Annotated in this window: 20 protein-coding genes; 14 read left to right on the top strand and 6 right to left on the bottom strand. The window is 67.9% G+C overall.

The genetic code is table 11. From position 1 onward, the window contains the following. Positions 1-117 precede the first annotated feature (117 nt). From CA606_RS15820 to CA606_RS15865, 10 genes are all read left to right on the top strand, one after another. On the top strand, positions 118-1503 hold the full coding sequence (locus CA606_RS15820) for a flavin-containing monooxygenase (protein WP_096053669.1): 1386 nt from the start codon (positions 118-120) through the stop codon (positions 1501-1503). A 128-nt stretch (positions 1504-1631) separates the two neighbouring features. After that, the gene (locus CA606_RS15825; RefSeq protein WP_096053668.1) at positions 1632-1883 is read left to right on the top strand and encodes a DUF2164 domain-containing protein; all 252 of its coding nucleotides are present in this window, start codon (positions 1632-1634) and stop codon (positions 1881-1883) included. Between the two features lie 221 nt (positions 1884-2104). Further along, the gene (locus CA606_RS15830) at positions 2105-2740 is read left to right on the top strand and encodes a TetR/AcrR family transcriptional regulator (RefSeq protein WP_181242633.1); all 636 of its coding nucleotides are present in this window, start codon (positions 2105-2107) and stop codon (positions 2738-2740) included. Between the two features lie 196 nt (positions 2741-2936). Further along, the gene (locus tag CA606_RS15835) at positions 2937-3983 is read left to right on the top strand and encodes an alpha/beta hydrolase (RefSeq protein ID WP_233282163.1); all 1047 of its coding nucleotides are present in this window, start codon (positions 2937-2939) and stop codon (positions 3981-3983) included. Positions 3984-4152: 169 nt separating this feature from the next. After that, entirely contained in the window at positions 4153-5130 is a 978-nt protein-coding gene (locus CA606_RS15840; protein ID WP_096053973.1) for an NADPH:quinone oxidoreductase family protein, read from the top strand. Between the two features lie 279 nt (positions 5131-5409). Next, positions 5410-5544, top strand: a complete 135-nt coding sequence (gene rpmH, locus CA606_RS15845; protein WP_004622337.1) for a 50S ribosomal protein L34 — start codon at positions 5410-5412, stop codon at positions 5542-5544. Positions 5545-5637: 93 nt separating this feature from the next. Continuing rightward, on the top strand, positions 5638-6090 hold the full coding sequence (rnpA, locus tag CA606_RS15850) for a ribonuclease P protein component (RefSeq protein ID WP_096053665.1): 453 nt from the start codon (positions 5638-5640) through the stop codon (positions 6088-6090). A gap of 7 nt (positions 6091-6097) precedes the next feature. Then, positions 6098-7945 carry a membrane protein insertase YidC gene (gene yidC, locus CA606_RS15855; protein ID WP_096053664.1) on the top strand — a complete coding sequence of 616 codons (1848 nt, stop codon included), beginning with the start codon at positions 6098-6100 and terminating at the stop codon, positions 7943-7945. Continuing rightward, positions 7945-8634: a ribosome biogenesis GTP-binding protein YihA/YsxC gene (gene yihA, locus CA606_RS15860; protein WP_096053663.1), complete on the top strand. Its 690-nt coding sequence runs from the start codon at positions 7945-7947 to the stop codon at positions 8632-8634. Before yidC ends, yihA begins: the two co-directional genes overlap by 1 nt. A 257-nt stretch (positions 8635-8891) precedes the next feature. Continuing rightward, positions 8892-9377: an ASCH/PUA domain-containing protein gene (locus CA606_RS15865; RefSeq protein ID WP_096053662.1), complete on the top strand. Its 486-nt coding sequence runs from the start codon at positions 8892-8894 to the stop codon at positions 9375-9377. A 64-nt stretch (positions 9378-9441) separates the two neighbouring features. Here the strand turns inward: CA606_RS15865 and CA606_RS15870 are convergent, their stop codons facing one another. The 4 genes from CA606_RS15870 to CA606_RS15885 form a co-directional block, all read right to left on the bottom strand. After that, positions 9442-9894, bottom strand: coding sequence for a chemotaxis protein CheW (locus CA606_RS15870; RefSeq protein WP_096053661.1), 453 nt, complete (start codon positions 9892-9894; stop codon positions 9442-9444). Between the two features lie 162 nt (positions 9895-10056). Further along, the gene (gene cydX / locus CA606_RS15875) at positions 10057-10176 is read right to left on the bottom strand and encodes a cytochrome bd-I oxidase subunit CydX (protein ID WP_096053660.1); all 120 of its coding nucleotides are present in this window, start codon (positions 10174-10176) and stop codon (positions 10057-10059) included. 18 nt (positions 10177-10194) lie between these two features. Continuing rightward, complete coding sequence (gene cydB, locus CA606_RS15880; protein ID WP_096053659.1) at positions 10195-11346, bottom strand: cytochrome d ubiquinol oxidase subunit II; 1152 nt, start codon at positions 11344-11346, stop codon at positions 10195-10197. 14 nt (positions 11347-11360) lie between these two features. After that, complete coding sequence (locus tag CA606_RS15885; protein WP_096053972.1) at positions 11361-12923, bottom strand: cytochrome ubiquinol oxidase subunit I; 1563 nt, start codon at positions 12921-12923, stop codon at positions 11361-11363. A gap of 123 nt (positions 12924-13046) precedes the next feature. On the opposite strand from CA606_RS15885, the gene cydD reads away from it, so the two are divergent. Further along, the gene (gene cydD / locus CA606_RS15890) at positions 13047-14687 is read left to right on the top strand and encodes a thiol reductant ABC exporter subunit CydD (RefSeq protein ID WP_096053658.1); all 1641 of its coding nucleotides are present in this window, start codon (positions 13047-13049) and stop codon (positions 14685-14687) included. Beyond that, entirely contained in the window at positions 14684-16288 is a 1605-nt protein-coding gene (locus CA606_RS15895; RefSeq protein ID WP_096053657.1) for an amino acid ABC transporter ATP-binding/permease protein, read from the top strand. Before cydD ends, CA606_RS15895 begins: the two co-directional genes overlap by 4 nt. 8 nt (positions 16289-16296) lie before the next feature. On the opposite strand, the gene CA606_RS15900 is transcribed toward CA606_RS15895, so the two are convergent. Continuing rightward, positions 16297-16404, bottom strand: coding sequence for a hypothetical protein (locus tag CA606_RS15900; protein ID WP_181242912.1), 108 nt, complete (start codon positions 16402-16404; stop codon positions 16297-16299). A 110-nt stretch (positions 16405-16514) separates the two neighbouring features. Between CA606_RS15900 and CA606_RS15905 the strand changes: the two genes are divergently transcribed. Together CA606_RS15905 and fixJ are read left to right on the top strand one after the other, a co-directional pair. After that, complete coding sequence (locus CA606_RS15905) at positions 16515-18002, top strand: PAS domain S-box protein (protein ID WP_181242634.1); 1488 nt, start codon at positions 16515-16517, stop codon at positions 18000-18002. Continuing rightward, on the top strand, positions 17995-18603 hold the full coding sequence (gene fixJ / locus CA606_RS15910; RefSeq protein WP_096053655.1) for a response regulator FixJ: 609 nt from the start codon (positions 17995-17997) through the stop codon (positions 18601-18603). Before CA606_RS15905 ends, fixJ begins: the two co-directional genes overlap by 8 nt. An 11-nt stretch (positions 18604-18614) precedes the next feature. Here the strand turns inward: fixJ and CA606_RS15915 are convergent, their stop codons facing one another. Continuing rightward, a complete protein-coding gene (locus tag CA606_RS15915) occupies positions 18615-19808 on the bottom strand; it encodes an LptF/LptG family permease (RefSeq protein ID WP_096053654.1) in 1194 nt (397 codons plus the stop codon). Positions 19809-19919: the final 111 nt, after the last annotated feature.

A 19919-nucleotide genomic window follows, 5' to 3' on the forward strand; every position in this document is an offset into this window, starting at 1 on the left:
CGCGGCCCAGCCGCGTGACGGAGGGGGCGCTACCCACGCCCCTTCCCCAACGGCCGCTTGCCGCATCGCATAACGCTGATACGCTCACCTGAACAACGATAAGTCAGAGGGCGGGACATGACGGGCAAGCTCCCAAAGGCATGCGTCATCGGCGCGGGTTGCAGCGGCTTCACCACGATCAAGCGGCTGAAGGACTACGGGATTCCGTACGACTGCTTTGAGATGTCCGACGAGATCGGGGGCAACTGGTACTACAAGAACCCCAACGGCCTATCGGCCTGCTATGAGAGCCTGCATATCGATACCAGTAAGTGGCGGCTGGCGTTCGAGGACTTCCCGGTTCCGAAGGATTGGCCGGACTTTCCGCACCACGCCCAACTCTTTCAGTACTTCAAGGACTATGTCGATCACTTCGGCCTGCGTCCGACGATCACCTTCAACACCAAGGTCGAGAGCGCCAAACGCACCGCCGAGGGCCTGTGGGCGGTGACGCTGTCGAGCGGCGAGACGCGGCTCTACGACGTGCTATTCGTCTGCAACGGCCACCACTGGGACCCGCGCGTGCCGGAATATCCCGGCGAGTTCGACGGCCCGGCCTTCCACGCCCACGCCTATTGCGACCCGTTCGATCCCATCGACATGCGCGGCAAGAACGTCGTGGTGGTGGGCATGGGCAACTCGGCCATGGATATCGCCAGCGAGCTGTCCCAGCGGCCGATCGCCAAGAACCTGTGGGTCTCGGCTAGGCGCGGGGTCTGGGTGTTCCCCAAATACCTGAACGGCAAGCCGGCCGACAAATCCGCCCTGCCCGCCTGGATGCCGCGCAAGCTGGGCGTGGCCCTCTCCCGCTCGGTGCTGAAAAAGACCATCGGCCGCATGGAAGACTACGGCCTGCCCAAGCCCGACCACGAGCCGCTGGAGGCCCATCCGTCCGTCTCCGGCGAGTTCCTGACCCGCGCCGGCTGCGGCGACATCAAGTTCAAGCCGGCGATCAAGGCGCTGGAGGGCAAGCGCGTGCGCTTTACCGACGACAGCGTCGAGGACGTGGACGCCATCGTCTTCGCCACCGGCTACAAGATCAGCTTCCCGTTCTTCGACGACCCGGCCCTGCTGCCCGACGCCGACCACCGCCTGCCACTGTTCAAGCGGATGATGAAGCCGGAGGTCCCCAACCTCTTCTATATGGGCCTGGCCCAGCCCCTGCCGACCCTGGTGAACTTCGCCGAGCAGCAGGCCAAGCTGGCGGCGGCCTACCTCGCGGGCAAATACGCGCTTCCGCCCCCCGCCGAGATGGCCCGCATCACCGCCAAGGACGAGCACCGCCACACCGGCCACTTCTATGACTCGGCGCGGCACACCATCCAGGTGGACTTCAACGTCTACTGCGCCGACCTGAAAAAGGAGATCGCCAAGGGCGAGGCCCGGGCGCGCAGCGCCGGCGGGAAGCTGCCGGTGGCGGCGCGGGCGGAGCGAGACACTGAAACGCTGCTGGCCCCCACCTGATCGCTTCGCGATCGTCCGCCCCCGGAGGGGGCAGAAGGTACGCGCCGCTCCTTCTTCCCCCTCCGGGGGAGGAGCGCCGCAGGCGCGGAGGGGGTAAGTAAGGCATCCTCTTCACGATGGAGCCCCCCATGCCCAAGATCACCTTCGACAAGGACACCCGCGCCAAGCTGGTCGGCGGCCTTTCCGACTATCTGCGGACCGAACTGGATCTGGACGTAAAGGGCTTCGACGCCGAGTTTCTGCTGGACTTCATCAGCGAGCGCCTGGGCCCCTACTACTACAACCAGGGCCTCCACGACGCCGCCGCCCTTTACCGCGAAAAGCTGGAGGCGATCACCGAAGCGGTGTGGGACATCGAGCAGCCGGTGAAACCGTTGTGAGCTTTCCCTCCTATCCGACCTCCCCGGCGAATGCCGGGGCCCAGATGAAGGCCTGAGCGGTGCTCCAGCCGGCGCCGTCAAAGCCTTATGATCTGGGTCCCGGCGTTCGCCGGGAAGGTCGTATGAAGAAGGGGTGCTCGCCAAACCCTTGCATCCGACCCCAGACTAAGGCCACGATCATGACGGGGCGTCACGATCGTCCCGAGCTTGAGTCGTTTTCCATGTCGAACATCGCCTATTTCCCCAAGCCCCATATCGACCAGCGACCGGGCAAGCGGGAACGCACCAAGACCGCCAACCGTCAGGCGATCCTGGACGCGGCGCGCGAGGTGTTCGGCGAGCTGGGCTATGACGCGGCCACAGTGCGCGACATCATCCGCCGCACGGGTTTGGCCTCGGGCACCTTCTATAACTACTACAAGTCGAAGGAAGAGGTGTTCGACGCCCTGGCCGACGACGGCGCGCGCCGCTTTCGTCCGCTGCTGCGCGCGGAGTCCGAGAAGGCCACCGACTTCGAGTCGTTCCTGCGCGGGGCGATCCTGGCCTATTTCAACTTCGTGGCCCTCGAGCAGGAGGCCTGGCGCCTGGACCGGCCGCCCGGCGAGCCGCTGCCGCACGCCCGTTCGACCCCCGAGATGGTGGCTGTTTTCGACGAGGTCCGCGAGGCCTTCGCGCGCGTGCTGGCGCGCGAGCACACCCCGTCCGTTGACCTCGACTACCTGACCGCCGCCTGCATCGCCGTCGCCCGCGAGATCGGCGACAAGATGCTGGAGCGCCGGCCGGTCGACACCCAAGGCGCGGCCGATTTCGCCGTTCACCTGATCCTGGGCGGTCTTCCCGCCCTGCCGAGATTGTAAGGGCGTATGACGATCGCCGCCCCTTATCATGGTGTCATCCCGGAAGCCTCGCAGAGGCTATCCGGGACCCAGGGGGTGAAGAAACGCCGTGCGCACCGCCCCTGGGTCCCGGCTCAGCCCCCGGCTTTCGCCGGGCGCTGGCCGGGATGACACGGATATTGAGTGCGTAAGAACAACAAAGAAGCAGGGGAAAACCATGGCATCTGACGCCGCCCAGAAGACGATCCTGAAACTGATCCTGTCCCTGCCCAGTCCGATCCTGCGGGCGATGTCGGGCGGCGGGGTCGTCTACAAGGGCGGGCGCACGCTGGACCCGCGCTTCCAGTTCTTCGCCAATGCGGCCAAGAAGCTGCCACCCATGACCAGCCTGTCGCCCGCTGAGGCCGTCGCCGGCAGCGCCAAGGGCCTGGCCGTCGTGCAGGGGCCGCTGGAGCCCGGCGTGCGCACCGAGAGCCTGTCGGTCGAGGGGCCCAATGGTCCGATCCCCTGCCGCGCCTATCGCCCCGAGCAGCCCGACGCCAAGGCCCCGCTGATCGTCTACGCCCACATGGGCGGCGGGGTGATCGGCGACCTGGAGACCTGCCACGCCTTCTGCTCGATGCTGTCCAGCATCTGCCGCACGACCGTGATCTCGGTCGATTACCGTCTGGCGCCGGACCACAAGTTCCCGGCGGGTCTGGAGGACGTGCTGGCGGCCTATCGCTGGGCCCGCGACAACACCGCCCGCTTCGGCGCGGCGGCGGTTGCGCCCGCGATCGGCGGCGACAGCATGGGCGGCAACTTCTCGGCCATCGTCGCCCAGGAGATGATGCGCAAGGGCGAGCCGCAGCCCGCTGCGCAGATCCTGATCTATCCGGCCGTGGACGTCGCCAGCGAGACCGCGTCGATGACCACCTACGCCGACGCCTATCCGCTGAGCCGCGCGACCATGGACTGGTTCATGGGCCACTATATCGGCGCCGACGCCGACCCGGCCGATCCGCGCCTGTCGCCCGACAAGACCGCCGATCTGACGGGCCTGGCCCCCGCCGTGGTCGCCACCGCCGGCTTCGACCCCCTAGTCGACCAGGGCGAGGGCTACGCCAAGCGCCTGCAGGCCGCCGGCGTGCCGGTCAGCTACCGCTGCTACGACAGCCTGGCGCATGGCTTCACGGCCTTCACCGGCGCGATCCCCGCCGCTGACGAGGCCTGCCGCGAGATCGCCTGGCTGGTGCGCGAGCTGTTTGAGAAGCGGACGCTGTGATGGGCGCCCTCCTTCTCCCTTCCCCCTTTGATGGGGGAAGGGCGGGGATGGGGGTGACACCGCCGGACGACATCGCGCGGCCGAGCCCCATCCTGAGACGCTGTCACCCCCATCCCCAACCCTTCCCCCATCAAAGGGGGAAGGGGGCATGACGGTGTTCCCGGAAAGGATGCACGCCCTCGTCGTCGAGGACCTCGCCCCGAACTACGCCGGCTGCGCGGTCCGCGAGGTCGCCACGCCGTCGCCAGGTCCCGGCGAAGTGCTGGTGCGTGTGCGCGCCGCCAGCGTCAATTTCCCCGACCTCCTGATGACGCGCGGCGAGTACCAGCTGAAACCGCCCCTGCCCTTCACGCCGGGCCTGGATCTGGCCGGCGAGGTCGTGGCGCTGGGCGAAGGCGTGACTGACTTAGAGGTGGGCGACGCCGTGGTCGGCGGCGCGCGGCTGGGCGGGTTTGCGCAGTACGCCGTGCTGGCGGCGAGCGCGCTCAAGCCTAAGCCCGCGCGACTGTCCTTCGCCGAGGCCGCGGCCTATGGCGCGGCGTACCTCACCGCCTATGTCGCCCTGGTGCGCCGCGCGCGGCTGGAGCCGGGCGAGTGGGTGCTGGTGCATGGCGCGGCCGGCGGGGTGGGTCTGGCGGCCGTGGACCTGGCCAAGGCGCTCGGAGCCCGGGTCATCGCCGCCTCGGCCTCCGACGCCAAGCTGGAGCAGGTCAAGGCGCTCTACGCCCCCGACGCGACCGTCAACGTCACCCAGGGCTTCCGGGAGCAGGTGAAGGCCATCACCGGCGGCCACGGGGCCGATGTGATCTACGACCCCGTCGGCGGCGACGTCTTCGACGAGAGCGTGCGCTGCATCGCCTTCGACGGGCGCTTGCTGGTGATCGGCTTCACCTCGGGGCGGATCCCCAACGTCTCGGTCAACATGCCGCTGATCAAGGGCTTCTCGGTGATGGGCGTGCGGGCCGGCGAGTATGGCCGCCAGTTCCCCGAGAAGGGGCGCGAAAACGCGGACGCGATCTGGACCATGGCCAATGCGGGCGTGATCCGGCCGCATGTGCATGCCGAGCTGCCGCTGGACCGCTGGCGCGAGGCCTTCGACCTGCTGGCCGAGCGCAAGGTGGTGGGCAAGGCGGTGATCACGCCGTGACGCCAAACATCCGATCTCCCCGGCGAACGCCGGGGTCCAGATCGAACCCACAAGCATCATAAAGGCTTGAAAGGCCGCATCTCGGATCATCTCCAAACGCCCCGGATGAATCTGGGCCCCGGCATTCGCCGGGGAGATCGGGTGTTGGGTGGTTCGGTCGGAGAACCCTAACCCCTTCAACCGACTCAGGTTGACATCCCCGCAGCGTTCTTTTATCCACCGCGCCTCACTCGCGAGCCACCCGGCCCGCGTTCAACGTTTATTATTCGGAGCCACGTCGTGAAGCGCACCTTCCAGCCGTCGAAGCTCGTGCGTGCCCGCCGTCACGGCTACCGCGCGCGTATGGCCACCAAGAACGGCCAAAAGGTCGTCGCGCGTCGCCGCGCCAAGGGCCGCAAGCGCCTGACCGCCTAATTCTCTTTCCTCCCTCGGGAGGCGAGACGATGATCAAAGCCGCCTTTTCCACAGACCTGTCTTCAGGTTCTCGCCGGAAAGGCGGCTTTTTTCATGGCTGATCTCAAGTTCGCCCCGTTGCGCTTTGAGCGGCTGCGCAAGCGCCCCGACTTCCTGCTGGCCGCCAAGGCCCCGGCCCTGTCGCGCGGCGCGGTGTTCATCCAGATGCGCCAGCGCGCCGACGATGACCCCACGGTGCGCGTCGGCTTCACCGCCACCAAGAAGATCGGCGGCGCCGTCGAACGCAACCGCGCCAAGCGCCGCCTGCGCGAAGCCGCCCGGCTGGTCCTGCCCCTTCATGCACGGCCATCGCATGACTATGTATTCATTGCGCGAGGCGGCACGGGGACACGCGAATGGGCGCGTTTGCTTGACGATGTCAAAACCGCGCTGATAAGCCTCGCCGCCGACCATGATCGCGGGGTAACCAAGGTTTCCCGGCGTTCGAACGGCGCTCTCCACGACGCCGCCCCTTCTTCACAACCCGATCCCACAGTTTCCGGTTAAGCGCTCCATGCAGAACGACAACAAAAACACGCTGATGTTCATCGTCAGCGCGTTCGCGATCCTGATCGGGTACCAGTTCTTCGTCCTGGGTCCGCAGCAAAAGAAGGCCGAAGCCGAGTTCCGCGCCAAGAAGGCCGTCGAACAACAGTCGGCCGCCAAGGCCGGCGTCACGCTGGACGCCAACGGCAATCCCGCGCCGCTGCGCCTGTCGCGCGAGGCCGCCAAGGGCCTGAGCCCGCGCATCGTCGTCGACACCCCGGCCCTGTCGGGCTCGATCGCCCTGAAGGGCGCGCGCATCGACGACCTGCTGCTGCGCAAGTACGACGAGACCACCAAGAAGGACTCCCCGCCGGTCGAGCTGTTCCGCCCCGAGGGCGCCGAGCACGCCTGGTTCGCCGATTTCGGCTGGGCCGGCGCCAACCTGCCGGGCCTGCCCGACAGCCGCACCGTCTGGACCGCCGCGCCGGGCCAGGTGCTGCGCCCCAATTCGCCGGTGACCCTCACCCATGACAACGGCCAGGGCCTGACCTTCACCCGCGTCATCGCCGTCGATGACCAGGCGATGTTCACGGTCACCGACAGCGTCAAGAACAACGGGACCAACGGCCTGCAACTGGCGCCCTACGCCACCGTCCAGCGCCAGGGCATAAGCGACGAGCTGGGCAAGAACCAGATCGTCCACGAGGGCGCGATCGGCGTCCTGGGCGGGGCCGACGAGCAGAAGCTGGAAATGGCCAAGTACGGCAAGTGGAAGAAGGACAAGCCGCTGCAGTCCTTCGACTCGGTCGGCGGCTGGACCGGCATCACCGACAAGTACTGGCTGACCGCCCTGATCCCGGCCCAGAACCAGGCCATCAAGGCCCAGTATCGCGTGACCAACGTGGCGGGCGTCGACGTCTATGACGTCAACTTCCTGGGCCCGGTGCAGGTGCTGAACCCCGGCGCCACCATCAGCCAGACCACCCGCCTGTTCGCCGGCGCCAAGACCGTGCCGCTGCTGCGCAAGTACGAGTACGGCGCGACCCCGGCTCCGGCCATCTGGGAATTCTGGAACAAGACCAAGGCGGAGATCCCGCGCTTCGACGACGCCGTCGACTGGGGCATGTTCCGCTTCTTCACGCGCCCGATCTTCAACATCCTGGAGGTCTTCTACAAGCTGGTCGGCAACTTCGGCCTGGCCATCCTGCTGCTGACCGTCGTGCTCAAGCTCGTCCTCTACCCGATGGCCGACAAGAGCTACGAGTCGATGGCCAAGATGAAGAAGATCGCCCCCGAGGTCGAAAAGCTGAAGGCCAAGCACAAGGACGATCCGACCAAGCAGCAGCAGGAGATGATGGCGCTGTATCAGAAGGAAAAGATCAACCCGATGATGGGTTGCCTTCCGATGCTGATCCAGATCCCGGTCTTCTACGCCCTGTACAAGGTGCTGACCGTCACCATCGAAATGCGCCACGCGCCGTTCTTCGGCTGGATTCAGGACCTGTCGGCGCCCGATCCGACCACGATGTTCAACCTGTTTGGCCTGATCCCCTGGGATCCGGGTTCGCTGCCGCTGATCGGCGCGATGATCGCCCACCTCGGCGTGTGGCCGCTGCTGTACGGCTTCACCATGTGGCTGACCACGGCGATGAACCCGCCGGCCGGCGACCCCATCCAGCAGAAGATCTTCCAGTGGTTCCCAGTGATCTTCACCTTCACCCTGTCGGGCTTCGCCGTGGGCCTGGTGATCTACTGGTGCTGGTCGAACGTCCTGACCATCGTCCAGCAGTACATCATCATGCGCCGCTACAAGGTCGAGAACCCGATCGACAAGATCATCGCACGCCTGCAGGGCAAGACGGCTAGCGCGACCTGATGAGCGAGGAACAGAAGCTCCCCAAGGAACCGCCGATCCTGCTGCCGGGCGCGGCGGACTTCACCGAGGAGCAGATCGAGGCCGCGCGCGTGTTCTTCGCCCAGCCGGTCTCGTTCATCATGGGGGCGGTGCGCATGGACGCCATGCCGCCGTCCGACCTGCCCGAGGTGGCCTTCGCCGGCCGCTCGAACGTGGGCAAGTCCAGCCTGATCAACGGTCTGGTCAATCAGAAGTACCTGGCCCGCGCCTCGAACGAGCCGGGCCGTACGCGGGAGATCAACTTCTTCCTGCTGGCCGAGAAGGTGCGGCTGGTCGACCTGCCCGGCTACGGCTTCGCGCGGGTCTCGCGCTCGGTGGCCGACAAGTTCCAGGACCTGGGCCGCGCCTATCTGCGCGGCCGCCCCAATCTCAAGCGCGTCTATATGCTGATCGACGCCCGCCATGGCCTCAAGAAGGTCGATCTGGAGGCGCTGGACGCCCTGGACGTGGCGGCGGTGTCCTACCAGATCGTCCTGACCAAGGCCGACAAGATCAAGCCGGCCGAGGTCGACAAGGTCGTGGCCGAGACCCAGAAGGCCATCGCCAAGCGCGCCGCGGCCTTCCCGCGCGTGCTGGCCACCTCCTCGGAGAAGGGCCTGGGCATGCCCGAACTGCGCGCCGAGATCGTGCGGCTCTGCATCGAGGAATGAGCTAGGTCTCGCGCCTCAACGTGGTGTCATCCCGGAAGCCTCGCAGAGGCTATCCGGGATCCAGGGGGTGAAGGAGCGCGGTGCGCACCGCCCCTGGGTCCCGGCTCTCCCCCCGGCTTTCGCCGGGGCTCGGCCGGGATGACACATGTTTTGAGAAGTCGTCTGATCCAAACAGCTTTACTGTCGTCAATTAACCCCACGCTAGGGTTCGCACGCCAGAACCCCGCCTCCCCGTTTTCCAGAAAAGTCTCTCCGCCATGAACCGCCACGACCTGAAGACCTGGCCCAAGTACTTCGCCGCCGTCCGCGCCGGCCAGAAGCGCTTCGAGATCCGCCGCAACGATCGCGAGTTCGCGGTGGGCGACATCCTGGTCCTGCGCGAGTTCGACCCGGCCACCGACACCTATACGGGCCAGTCCGAAGAGCGGCAGATCACCTTCCTGCTGTCGGAGGAAGACTATGGCGGGGTCATCCACGGCTTCGTCGCGATCGGCTTTGGCGACGTCCCGACCCACCCGACGGCGCCGGCCGAAGGCGCCCTGACCGCCAAGGACCTGGCGGCCTGGCATGAGACGGCCTCGGCCAACGCGTCCCTGCGCGCCCAGGAGGCCCGCAAGGTTTCCGAGAGCTACGCCAAGAACAACATGAGCGTCGCGGCCGACCGTCACGGCGCGGTGGCCGACGCGGCCGAGGCCGAGGCCAGCTTCCACGCCCAGGCGGCGCGGATCGTCAGCCAGGGCTGAGACCAAAGAAAAAGGCCGCCGGGATCGCCCCGGCGGCCTTTTTCGTTTCCGATGCCTGAACCGATCAGGCCGCTTCGCTGACCTGGGCCGGGAACACGTCGTCCATGCGCAGATAGGTGATCAGGCGGTTTTCCATCGAGATGATCGCCTGGATGTAGCGCAGCTCCTCGACGCCGACGTCCGGCGCGGGCTGCAGGCTCTCGCGCGGCACGGTGAAGGTTTCCGACACCGCGTCCACCAGGATGCCGGCCAGACGGTCGCGGCACTCGACCACGACGATCACGTGGCGGGTCTCGGGGATGGTGACCCCAAGGCCCAGGCGATTGCGCAGGTCGATGACCGGCATGATCGCGCCGCGAAGATTGATGACGCCGCGCATGTAGTTGGGCGCGTGCGGGATCGGCGTGGCCGGCGTCCAGCCCCGGATCTCGCGCACCGTCTTCACGTCGATGCAGAACTCCTGCTCGCCAATGCAGAACGAGATCAGTTCCAGAGCGGGCGCAGTGTTGTCGGTCATGACGGATCCCCGATTCAGATAACGCGACCCGGGAGCGGCGATCGACGCGCTCTGGGTCCATGCCACAAGAACCTGTTTCGCGTTTAACAACCGTTAATTGGTGAATGAAGGGGGCGCGCTCGAATGTCGCGCCCCCTTCATTCGAGTCCGAGGGACCAGGCTTCAGGCCTCGTCGAGGCCTTCATCGCCGTCGTCGGCGAGGCCGAACTCGTACCACATGCCGTTCAGCACGCCGAAGGCGACAGCCAGGCCCAGGCCCAGGATCCAAGCGAAATACCACATCGGTTCGTCTCCTTCGGATCAGTAGAGGTCAGGATTGACGGCCAGGGCGGCCGTGGTGCTACGGCCCCACAGGACCTTGTAGACCCAGGCGGTGTAGGCCAGCACGATCGGCAGGAAGATGATCGTGACCACCAGCATGATGAACAGGGTCATGTGGCTGGACGAGGCGTTCCACACCGTCAGGCTGGAGCGGGGATCGACGCTGCTGGGCAGGATGAACGGGAACATCGACAGCCCGACGGTGGCGATGATGCCCGTGGCCGAGGCCGAGGACCCGGTGAAGGCCATCCAGGCGCTCTTGGCGCGCAGGCCCAAGAGGGCCAGGACAGCGCCCGCAAAGCCCAGGACCGGGGCGATGATCATCCAGCCATGACGGCCATAGTTGTCGAGCCAGGCGCCCGGGTCCCGCACTGCGGCCGCGCCGCGCAGCGGGTTGGACGGGCCCGCCGCATCGGCCAGACCCTCGATCCGGAAGCCCATGCCGCCAAACGCCACCCAGAAGCCGCCGGCCGCGAACAGCACGATGCTGGCCAGGCCGGCGATCTCGCCGATGCGGCGAGCGCGTTCGGCCACGGGGCCTTCCTCGCCCTTGATCGTGATCCAGGCTGCGCCGTGCAGCATCAGCATCGACACTGACAAGAGGCCGCACAGCAGGGCGAAGGGCGAGAACAGACCCAGGAACGTGCCGTCGTAGAAGGCGCGCAGGTCGCCATCGAGGCGGAAGGGCGCGCCTTGCAGCACGTTGCCCAGGGCCACGCCGTAGCAGAGCACCGGCACGAAGCCGCCGACGAACAGCGCCCAGTCCCAGAACGCGCGCCAGCGCGGATCAGGGCGCTTGGAGCGGTACTTGAAGCCCACGGGCCGCAGGATCATGGCGGTCAGCACCACGAACATCGCCAGGTAGAAGCCCGAGAAGCTGATGGCGTAGACGAAGGGCCAGGCCGCGAAGATCGCGCCCCCGCCCAGGATGAACCACACCTGGTTGCCTTCCCAGGTGGCGCCGACGGTGTTGATCACCATCCGGCGTTCCTTGTCGGTCTTGGCGACGAAGGGCAGCAGAGCGCCGACCCCCATGTCAAAGCCGTCGGTCAGGGCGAACCCGATCAGGAGGATCCCGACCAAGGCCCACCAGATCACGCGCAGCGTGGCGAAATCGACTGGGATTTCCATTGTGAGGCGCTCCTTTAGGCGACGGCGGCTTCAGGTTCGGGCGAACCGTCGGGGGCGGGATCGTGCAGGGCGTACGGGCCGCGCTTGATGGTCTTGAGGATCAGGCCGACCTCGACCACGGCCAGGGCGCCGTACAGCAGGGTGAAGACCGCGATGCTGGTCAGCAGTTGCGGGACGGTCAGGCTGGAAGCGCCCAGGAAGGTGGGCAGCACGCCCTCCACGGCCCAGGGCTGACGACCGACCTCGGCCAGCACCCAGCCCATCTCGGCGGCGATCCAGGGTAGCGGGATGGCCGCCACCGCCAGGACCAGGAACCACTTGGTCTCGTGCTTGCGCAGGGTGACCAGTACGAAGGCCGTGGCGAACAGCAGGATCATCAGGAAGCCGATCCCGGCCATGATGCGGAAGGACCAGAACATCACGGGCACGGGCGGAACCACGTCCCAGGCGGTCTTCTTGATCAGGTCGGGGCTGGCCTGACGCGGATCGGCGACGTGGCGCTTCAGCAGCAGAGCGTAGCCCAGGTCCTTGCGGTGCAGCTCGAAGGTGGCGCGGGCGGCCATGTCGTTAGGATTGATCTTCAGGGCCTCGACCGCGCCATAGGCGATGACGCCCGACTCGATGCGGTCTTCGGCCTTGGCGACCAGCTCGAAGATGCCTTCCACCGGCTTGTCCAGGCTACGGGTGGCGATCAGGCCCAGCACATAGGGGATCTTGACCTCGTAGTGGGTCTTGCGGTCGGCCATGCTGGGGATGCCGAAGGCGGCCAGGCCCGCCGGAGCAGGCTCGGTCTCCCACATGGCTTCCAGGGCGGCCAGCTTCATCTTCTGGTTATCGGTGAGCGCGTAGCCGCTCTCGTCGCCCAGCACCACGACCGACAGCGACGAGGCAAGGCCAAAGGCGGCCGCCACGGTCATCGACCGCTTGGCCACGCCCGCATACTTGCCCTTCAGCAGGTAGAAGGCCGAAATCCCCAGCACGAACACCGCAGCGATCACGTAGCCGGCGCTGACGGTGTGGACGAACTTGGCCTGGGCCACGGGGTTGAACAGCACGTCGCGGAAGCTGGAGACCTCCATGCGCATGGTGTCGGGATTGAACGCCGCGCCGATCGGGTTCTGCATCCAGCCGTTGGCGATCAGGATCCACAGCGCCGACAGGTTGGTGCCCAGCGCCACCATGAAGGTCACGAACAGGTGCCCCACGCGCGACAGCTTGTCCCAGCCGAAGAACATCAGGCCCACGAACGTGGCTTCCAGGAAGAAGGCCATCAGGCCCTCGATCGCCAGAGGGGCCCCGAAGATGTCGCCCACATAGTGCGAGTAGTAGGACCAGTTCATGCCGAACTGGAATTCCATGGTGATCCCGGTGGCCACGCCCAGCACGAAGTTGATGCCGAACAGCGCGCCCCAGAACCGCGTCACGGTTCGCCAGATTGGGCGCTTGGTCATCACATAGATGCTCTCCATGATGACCAGCATGAACGACAGCCCCAGTGTCAGGGGCACGAACAGAAAGTGGTAGAGAGCGGTGAGCGCGAACTGGAGTCGCGATAGGTCAATGACAGCGGGGTCCATGGACAGCTCCGAGGCGAACGGCCGATGATCGGGCCGATCGAGAGCCAAGCCCTAGACCCACCCGACCCTCCGTTCCTTGATCCTGATCAAGGCAGGCGGATAACCCCACCCTACACTCATCCCATGGGCGCCCGCATAGTGCACTTCGATCGTCGCGATTTCGCCAAGACCTGGCTCAAGCAGTGGGAGCGGACCGTCGCGCCGACGGTGCGCCGCGCGGGCTTGCTGGGCCTGTTGGACGGGGTCGCCGCGATCGCCTTCGCCGCCGGCCTGGCGCTCAGCGTCGATGCGATCGCTCAAGCGCGAGACCCGACCTTGTTCGCCGTCTGGCTGCTCGTCGCGGCCGCCGCCCTGGCGGTCAGGGGCGGTCTGGCGATGGCCACCGGCGTGATCGGGGCTCAAGCGGCGTCCGACGCCAAGGCCTCGCTGCGGATCACCCTGGCCCGCGCCGTATTCGCCGGTCCCCGCCGCCCCGCCGGCGAAGCCGCCACCGCCCTGGTGGAGGGCGTCGAGGCGCTGGACGGCCATGTCGCCCGCTTTCTGCCCACGCGTCTCTCCGCCAGCGTCCTGCCGCTGCTGATGATCGCCGCCGCCGCCGTCGCCAGTCCCATCGCCGCGGCGATCATGCTGGGAACCCTGATCCCGTTCATCCTGGCCATGATCCTGACGGGAACCGCCGCCGCCAGCGAGGCGCGCGCCCAGTTCCAGGCCCTGGAGCGGCTGTCGGCCCTGTTCCTTGACCGGGTCCGCGCCCTGCCCGTGGTGCTGGCCTTCCAGGTCGAGGGCGCCACGACGGTGGCCCTCACCCGCTCGGCGGCCGGCCTGGCCGAGCGCACGATCCGGGTCCTGCGCGTGGCCTTTCTGTCCTCGGCCGCGCTGGAGTTCTTCGCCGCCCTGTCGGTGGCCCTCGTGGCGGTCTATTGCGGCTTCAACCTGCTGCGCCTGCTGCCCTTCCCGGTTCCAGAACAGCCGGACCTTGCGCGCGCCTTCTTCGTGCTGGCCCTGGCGCCGGAGGTCTATGCCCCCATGCGCCGCCTGGCCGCCGCCTATCACGACCGCCAGGCCGCCGAGGCCGCGTCCGAGAGCCTGGCGACCTTCGAGGCCCCGGCCCCCGCGCCCGCCCGCGCCCGGCTGACCGCCGCGCCCTCGCTCCGCTTCGAGGATGTCGAGATCCGCTATCCCGACACCGACGCCCCCGCCGTGCGAGGCTTCAACCTTGTCGCGCCCGCGGGCTCGGTGACCGCCCTGGTCGGGGCCAGCGGCGCAGGCAAGAGCTCGATCCTCAACGCGCTGCTCGGCCTGGCCCCGCTGACCGCCGGCGTCGTCCGGGTCAATGATAATCTGCACACGGATATTGAGCTCGACATCGCCTGGGCGGGACAGTCGCCGCTGATCCTCCCCGCCTCGATCGCCGACAACATCGCCCTGGCCCGCCGCGACGCCAGCCGCGCCGAGATCGCTGCGGCCGCCGAACGCGCCGGTCTTGGCCCCGCCCTCGCCGCGCGGCCGGGCGGCCTGGACTTCATGCTGGACGAGCGCGGCTCGGGCCTCTCGGGCGGCGAGCGCCGGCGACTGTCGCTGGCCCGCGCCTTGCTCAAGCCCGCGCCGATCCTGTTGCTGGACGAGCCCACCGCCAATCTCGACGCCGAGGCCGAGGCGGCGATGGTCGAGACCATCCGCGAGGCCGCGCGGGGCCGCACGACCCTGATCGCCACCCACGCCGAGACGGTCGCCGCTCTGGCGGACCAGGTGGTGCGGCTATGACGCGCTCGCCTGGGACCAGCCCGCTCGACGACCTCATTCGCGCCCAGAAGCGCCAACGCGCCGGCGCCCTGCGCCTGGCGGTGTTGAGCGCCGTCACCGTGGGCGCGGCCTCGACCCTGCTGCTGGGCCTGTCGGGCTGGTTCATCGTGGCCAGCGCGGGCGCCGGCGCGGCGGGCCTGGCCGCCGCCCATGCGTTCAACGTCCTGCTGCCCAGCGCCGGTATCCGCTTCCTGGCGATCCTGCGGACGGCCGCGCGCTATGGCGAGCGGCTGTCGGGCCACGCCGCCGCGCTGCGCGCGCTCGCCGCCATCCGACCGGCTGTGTTCGAGAGCCTGGCGGCCGCGCCGCCGTCTCAGTCGCTGAGCCTGTCGCGCGGCGAGGCCTCGGCGCGCCTCGTCCAGGATGTCGACGCCATCGAGACCCGCTTCGTGCGCCTGTCCGCACCTTGGAGCGCCGCCGCCGGCCTGGGGGCGGGTCTTGTGCTCGCCCTGCTGGCGGGCTGGGCCCCGGCGCTGACGATCCTGACCGCCGCCGCCGCTGCGCTCGTATCGGCGCGGGCGCTGGCGCGGCGCTTCTCCGCCCCCGCCCGCGCCACGATCCAGACCCGCACCGGCGCCTTGAAGGACTCGGTCGCCGCGTTGGTGTCGGCCTCTGCGGAGCTGCGCGCCTACGGCCTGGCCGACTGGGCGGGTGAGACCCTCAACGCCCGCGCCGCCGCTCTGGACGCCGCCCGGCGAGACGCCGCGCGCGCCCAGGGCCTGATCATCGCCAGCCAGGCCGTGATCTGCGGCGCGGCTGTGGCCGCCGCGATCGCCTTGGCTGCGCCCGCCGGCGCGGCGCTGGCCGCGCTATCGGGCCTGGCCGCCGTGATGAGCATCGACGCCCTGACCAGCCTGGCCAACGCCTTCGACCAGGATGGCGCAGCGCATGAAGCCCGTGAGCGCCTGGACGCGGTGCTGCGCCATCGTCCGCGCCACGCGCCCCGCAAGACGCCCTGCCCTGATCATCTGGACCTCTTCGGCCACACCCTTGGCCCCGGCCAGCGGCTGGCGATCTGCGGTCCCTCGGGCTGTGGCAAGACCACGGCGATCGAAACGCTGCTGGGCCTTCGCGGCCCCGACGCCGTCACGACGCGCGAGGCCTTCGCCTGGCTGCCGCAGGACGCGGGTCTGGTGGCGGGGACGGTTCGCGAGAACCTGCGCCTGGCCTCGCCCACGGCCAGCGATGACGAACTCTGGGCCGTGCTCGAGGACGCCTGTCTGGCCGAGCGGGTTCGCGCCGCGCCGGAAGGACTGTCGGCCTATGTCGGTGACGACGGAGAGCGCCTGTCCGGCGGCGAGCGGCGACGTCTGGCCCTGGCCCGCGCCTATCTGCGTGATGCGCCCTGGCTGTTGCTGGACGAGCCCACCGAGGGCCTGGACCCGGCGACCGAGGCGGCGGTCCTGGCCCATCTGGACGCGCGCCTCAAGCGCACCGGACAGGGCGTTGTTCTGGTCAGCCACCGCGCCGCGCCTCTGGCGATCTGCGAGCGGACCGTCCACCTAGACACACACGAAAAAGGCCCGGCGAGCGCGTCGCCGAGCCTTGTCTCCGCCCTATGACCTGGTCGCTATTTCAGGTTCACCCGGATATGGGTCGTGAACAGCACAACCGCGAAGGTCGCGAAAGCAGCGATCACCAGAGCCAGATAGGCCGTTTGTCCACCCGACATCGACAGTCTCCCTTGCTAGACACCGTCAGGCTGAGCCCACCGGGCCCGAGCCGCCTTGACCTGGCTCAAACCCGCGCGGCTATAACCGCATGAAATCCAAGGAGCCGCGGGCGACGATGAAACCGACCAGGGGCCTGTCCTCGACCCTGTTCAGCGACCCCCACCCGACCGCCTATCTGGCCGCCTTCGCGGCGGTGATGGCGACGGCGGTGGCGCGCCTGTATCTGCCCGAAGCGTTCACCGCGCCGTCGTCGTTCCTGCTGTTCGTGCCGGCGGTGCTGGTCAGCGCGGCGCTGGGCGGCGTGGGACCTGGCGTGTTCGGCACCACCTTCGCCTGGGCGGCGGTCTGGTGGGTGACGCGCGACATCCCGTTCGACCTGGTCAGCGGCCTGTCGGCGGCGATCTTCCTGTCGGTCGGCTTTGGCATGGCCGTGGGCGGGGGCTGGTTCCACGCCGCGCGGCGGCGGGCGGCGGCGGTCAACGACCACCTGCGCTCGATCCTCGACACCGTGCCCGACGCCGTGGTGGTCATCGACCGCGCCGGGATCATGACCTCGTTCAGCCCGGCGGCGCAGCGGATGTTCGGCTGGACCGAGGCCGAGGCGATCGGCCAGAACGTCAGCCTGCTGATGCCCGAGCCCTATCAGTCCGCCCACGACGGCTATCTGGATCGCTACGCCCGCACGGGCGAGAAGCGGATCATCGGCGCGGGCCGGGTGGTGGTGGGCCGCCGCAAGGACGGTTCGACCTTTCCCATGGAACTTGCGGTCGGCGAGACCCGGGGGCCGACGCCCTCGTTCACCGGCTTCATCCGCGACCTGACCGAACGCCAGGAGACCGAGACCCGTCTGCAGGAACTGCAGAACGAGCTGGTCCACGTCTCGCGCCTGACCGCCATGGGCGAGATGGCCTCCACCCTGGCCCATGAGCTGAACCAGCCCCTGTCGGCCATCGCCAACCTGCTGACCGGTTCGCGCCGGCTGATGGATCGCGGCCGCGAGGCCGACCAGGTCAAGGTGCGCGACGCCATCGATCGCGCCGCCGCCCAGGCCCTGCGCGCCGGCGAGGTGATCCACCGCATGCGCGACTTCGCCCGCCGCGGCGCCAGCGAGCGCGAGGCCGAGAGCCTGTCGAAGCTGATCGAGGAAGCCTCGGCCCTGGCCCTGATCGGCGAGAAGGAACGCCAGGTGGACGTCCGGCTGAAACTTGATCCGAAGGCGGACGACGTGTTCGCCGACCGGGTCCAGATCCAGCAGGTGCTTCTGAACCTGATCCGCAACGGCATCGACGCCATGCAGGCCCAGGAACCCCGAAAGCGGGCGCTGTTGATCAGCACCGGCCTGACCGAAGAGGGCTGGTCGGAGGTTTGCGTCGCCGACACCGGCCCCGGCATCGCCCCCGAGGTGCTGGAACGCCTCTTCCAGCCCTTCATGACCACCAAGCCGCAGGGCATGGGGGTGGGCTTGTCGATCTCGCGCTCGATCATCGAGGCGCACGGCGGTCGCATCTGGGCCGAGGCGAATCCTGGCGGCGGCGCGCTATTCCGATTTACGCTACCGCCAGCCGAGTCTCTGGCCGGCGAGAAGGAGACCATCGATGACTGACGCCCCCGTGGTCCACGTGGTGGATGACGACGAGAGCGCCCGCGAGTCCTTGGCGTTCCTGCTGGAGTCGGCCGACTTCGAGGTCGTCGCCTACGCCAGCGCGCCCGCGTTCCTGGACGCCCTGCCGCAGGCCAAGCCCGGGGTGGTGATCACCGACGTGCGGATGCCCGAGATGAGCGGCCAGGACCTGGTCGCCCGCCTGTCGGCCCTGAAGATCAAGATGCCGATCGTGATGATCACCGGCCACGGCGACATTCCGATGGCCGTCGAGGCGATGCGCTCGGGCGTGATCGACTTCCTGGAAAAGCCGTTCTCGGAGTCGCGGATGCTGGACGCGCTCAAGCGCGCCTTCGCCACCGTCGAGGCCGCGCCGGTCTCTGACGACCAGCAGGTGATCCTCAAGCGGATCGAGAGCCTGTCGGAGCGCGAGCGCCAGGTGCTGGACGGCGTCGTGGCCGGCCACGCCAACAAGGTCATCGCCCGCGACCTCGGCATCAGTCCTCGGACGGTCGAAATCTATCGGGCCAAGCTGATGACCAAGATGCAGGCCGACAATCTGGCGGCGCTGGTGCGCATGACCCTGTCGGTGCGCGGCGGCTAGAGCCCCATCGCTCAGCCTGGAAGCGCCCGCCGACGACGGACCGTCTTGATGACGGCCTGCGCCACGGCGGCGACGTGTTCGATAAACCAGCTGACCGGGTTCTCGCCGGGCCGGCGCTGGCTGACCACGAACGTGGCGATGCAGATCGCGGCGAAGATCACGGCGGGCAAGGCGACCGCGACCAGGGCTGTGGCGCGTGCGGCCGTCGCCTGTCCCAGAACCATCAGGATCTCAAAGGCGAACAACAGGACCCCACCGGTGGCGACCGCCGCGCCCGCCCCCGCCCGCTTGGCGCTGAGGCCGAACGGCACGGCGATCAGAGGCAACAGGGGCAGGATCAGCGCGCGGGCGAGACGGGCGTACAAGGCCGCCAACAAGGTTTCTCGCGGCAAGGACGCCGGCTGCAGACCAAAGCCCTGGCGCGCCAGTTCAACCAACGTCAACTCGCTGACGTCCTCGCCGCGCAATCGCAACAGCCCCGCGTCGCCGGCGGGCACGCTGAACATCAAGCGCGAAAAGTTGACGACATAGCTCTGAGCGCCGGCCACGGTGCTGATCTGACGCCCGTTGGTCAGCTCCAGCGCAATCTGGCGATCGGTCGGGTCTTTATGGACGACGGCCGACATCGCCGTGACGATGTCTTCGCGGCCGTTCGGGTCGATGCGCCGGATGAAGACCTGCTGCAGATTGCGCCCGCTGGCGTCGGTCCGATCGGCGGTGAGGAAAAAGTCGGAGCCCGCCGACAGCAGCGCCTTGGGCCGCACGTCGCCGTTCCAGCCGGCGTTCTCGGCCGCGTGCAGCACCGCGTGATAGGCGTAACGGCTGTAGGGCTGGACGAAGCCGAACAGGAAGACGCTCAACACCATGAGCAGAACGCCCATCGCGACAAACGGCGCGGTGAAGCGGGTCAGCGACGTGCCGCTCGCCAGGATCGCGTCGATCTCGGAGCTCTTGTTCAAGCCGTTCACGACCACGAACAGGCCGATGAAAAAGCCGCCGGGCAGGGTCAGGCCCACATAGTGCGGCGTCAGGTTCACCAGCAATTCGGTGAGATACCGGACGCCTTCCGTGGTCTGCGACAGCAGATCGAACGACCGCATCAAGCGCTCCATCAGGAACGCCACCATCGTGCTGATCAGGACGGCCGACATCGGCGCCAGGGTCCGCCGGAGCAGATAGCGATCAAGCGTGTTGGGAAACATCAAGGCGAAGCTCGTCGTGCCTTGAGCCCTTCAGGATCTGACCGAACCGATCCGACCGGATGAAAAGGGCTCTATTTCAAAAGGTTAGAGCGTGACTGGCGCCGAAACCGGTTC

It is taken from the genome of Caulobacter vibrioides, assembly GCF_002310375.3.
Classification (GTDB): domain Bacteria; phylum Pseudomonadota; class Alphaproteobacteria; order Caulobacterales; family Caulobacteraceae; genus Caulobacter; species Caulobacter vibrioides_D.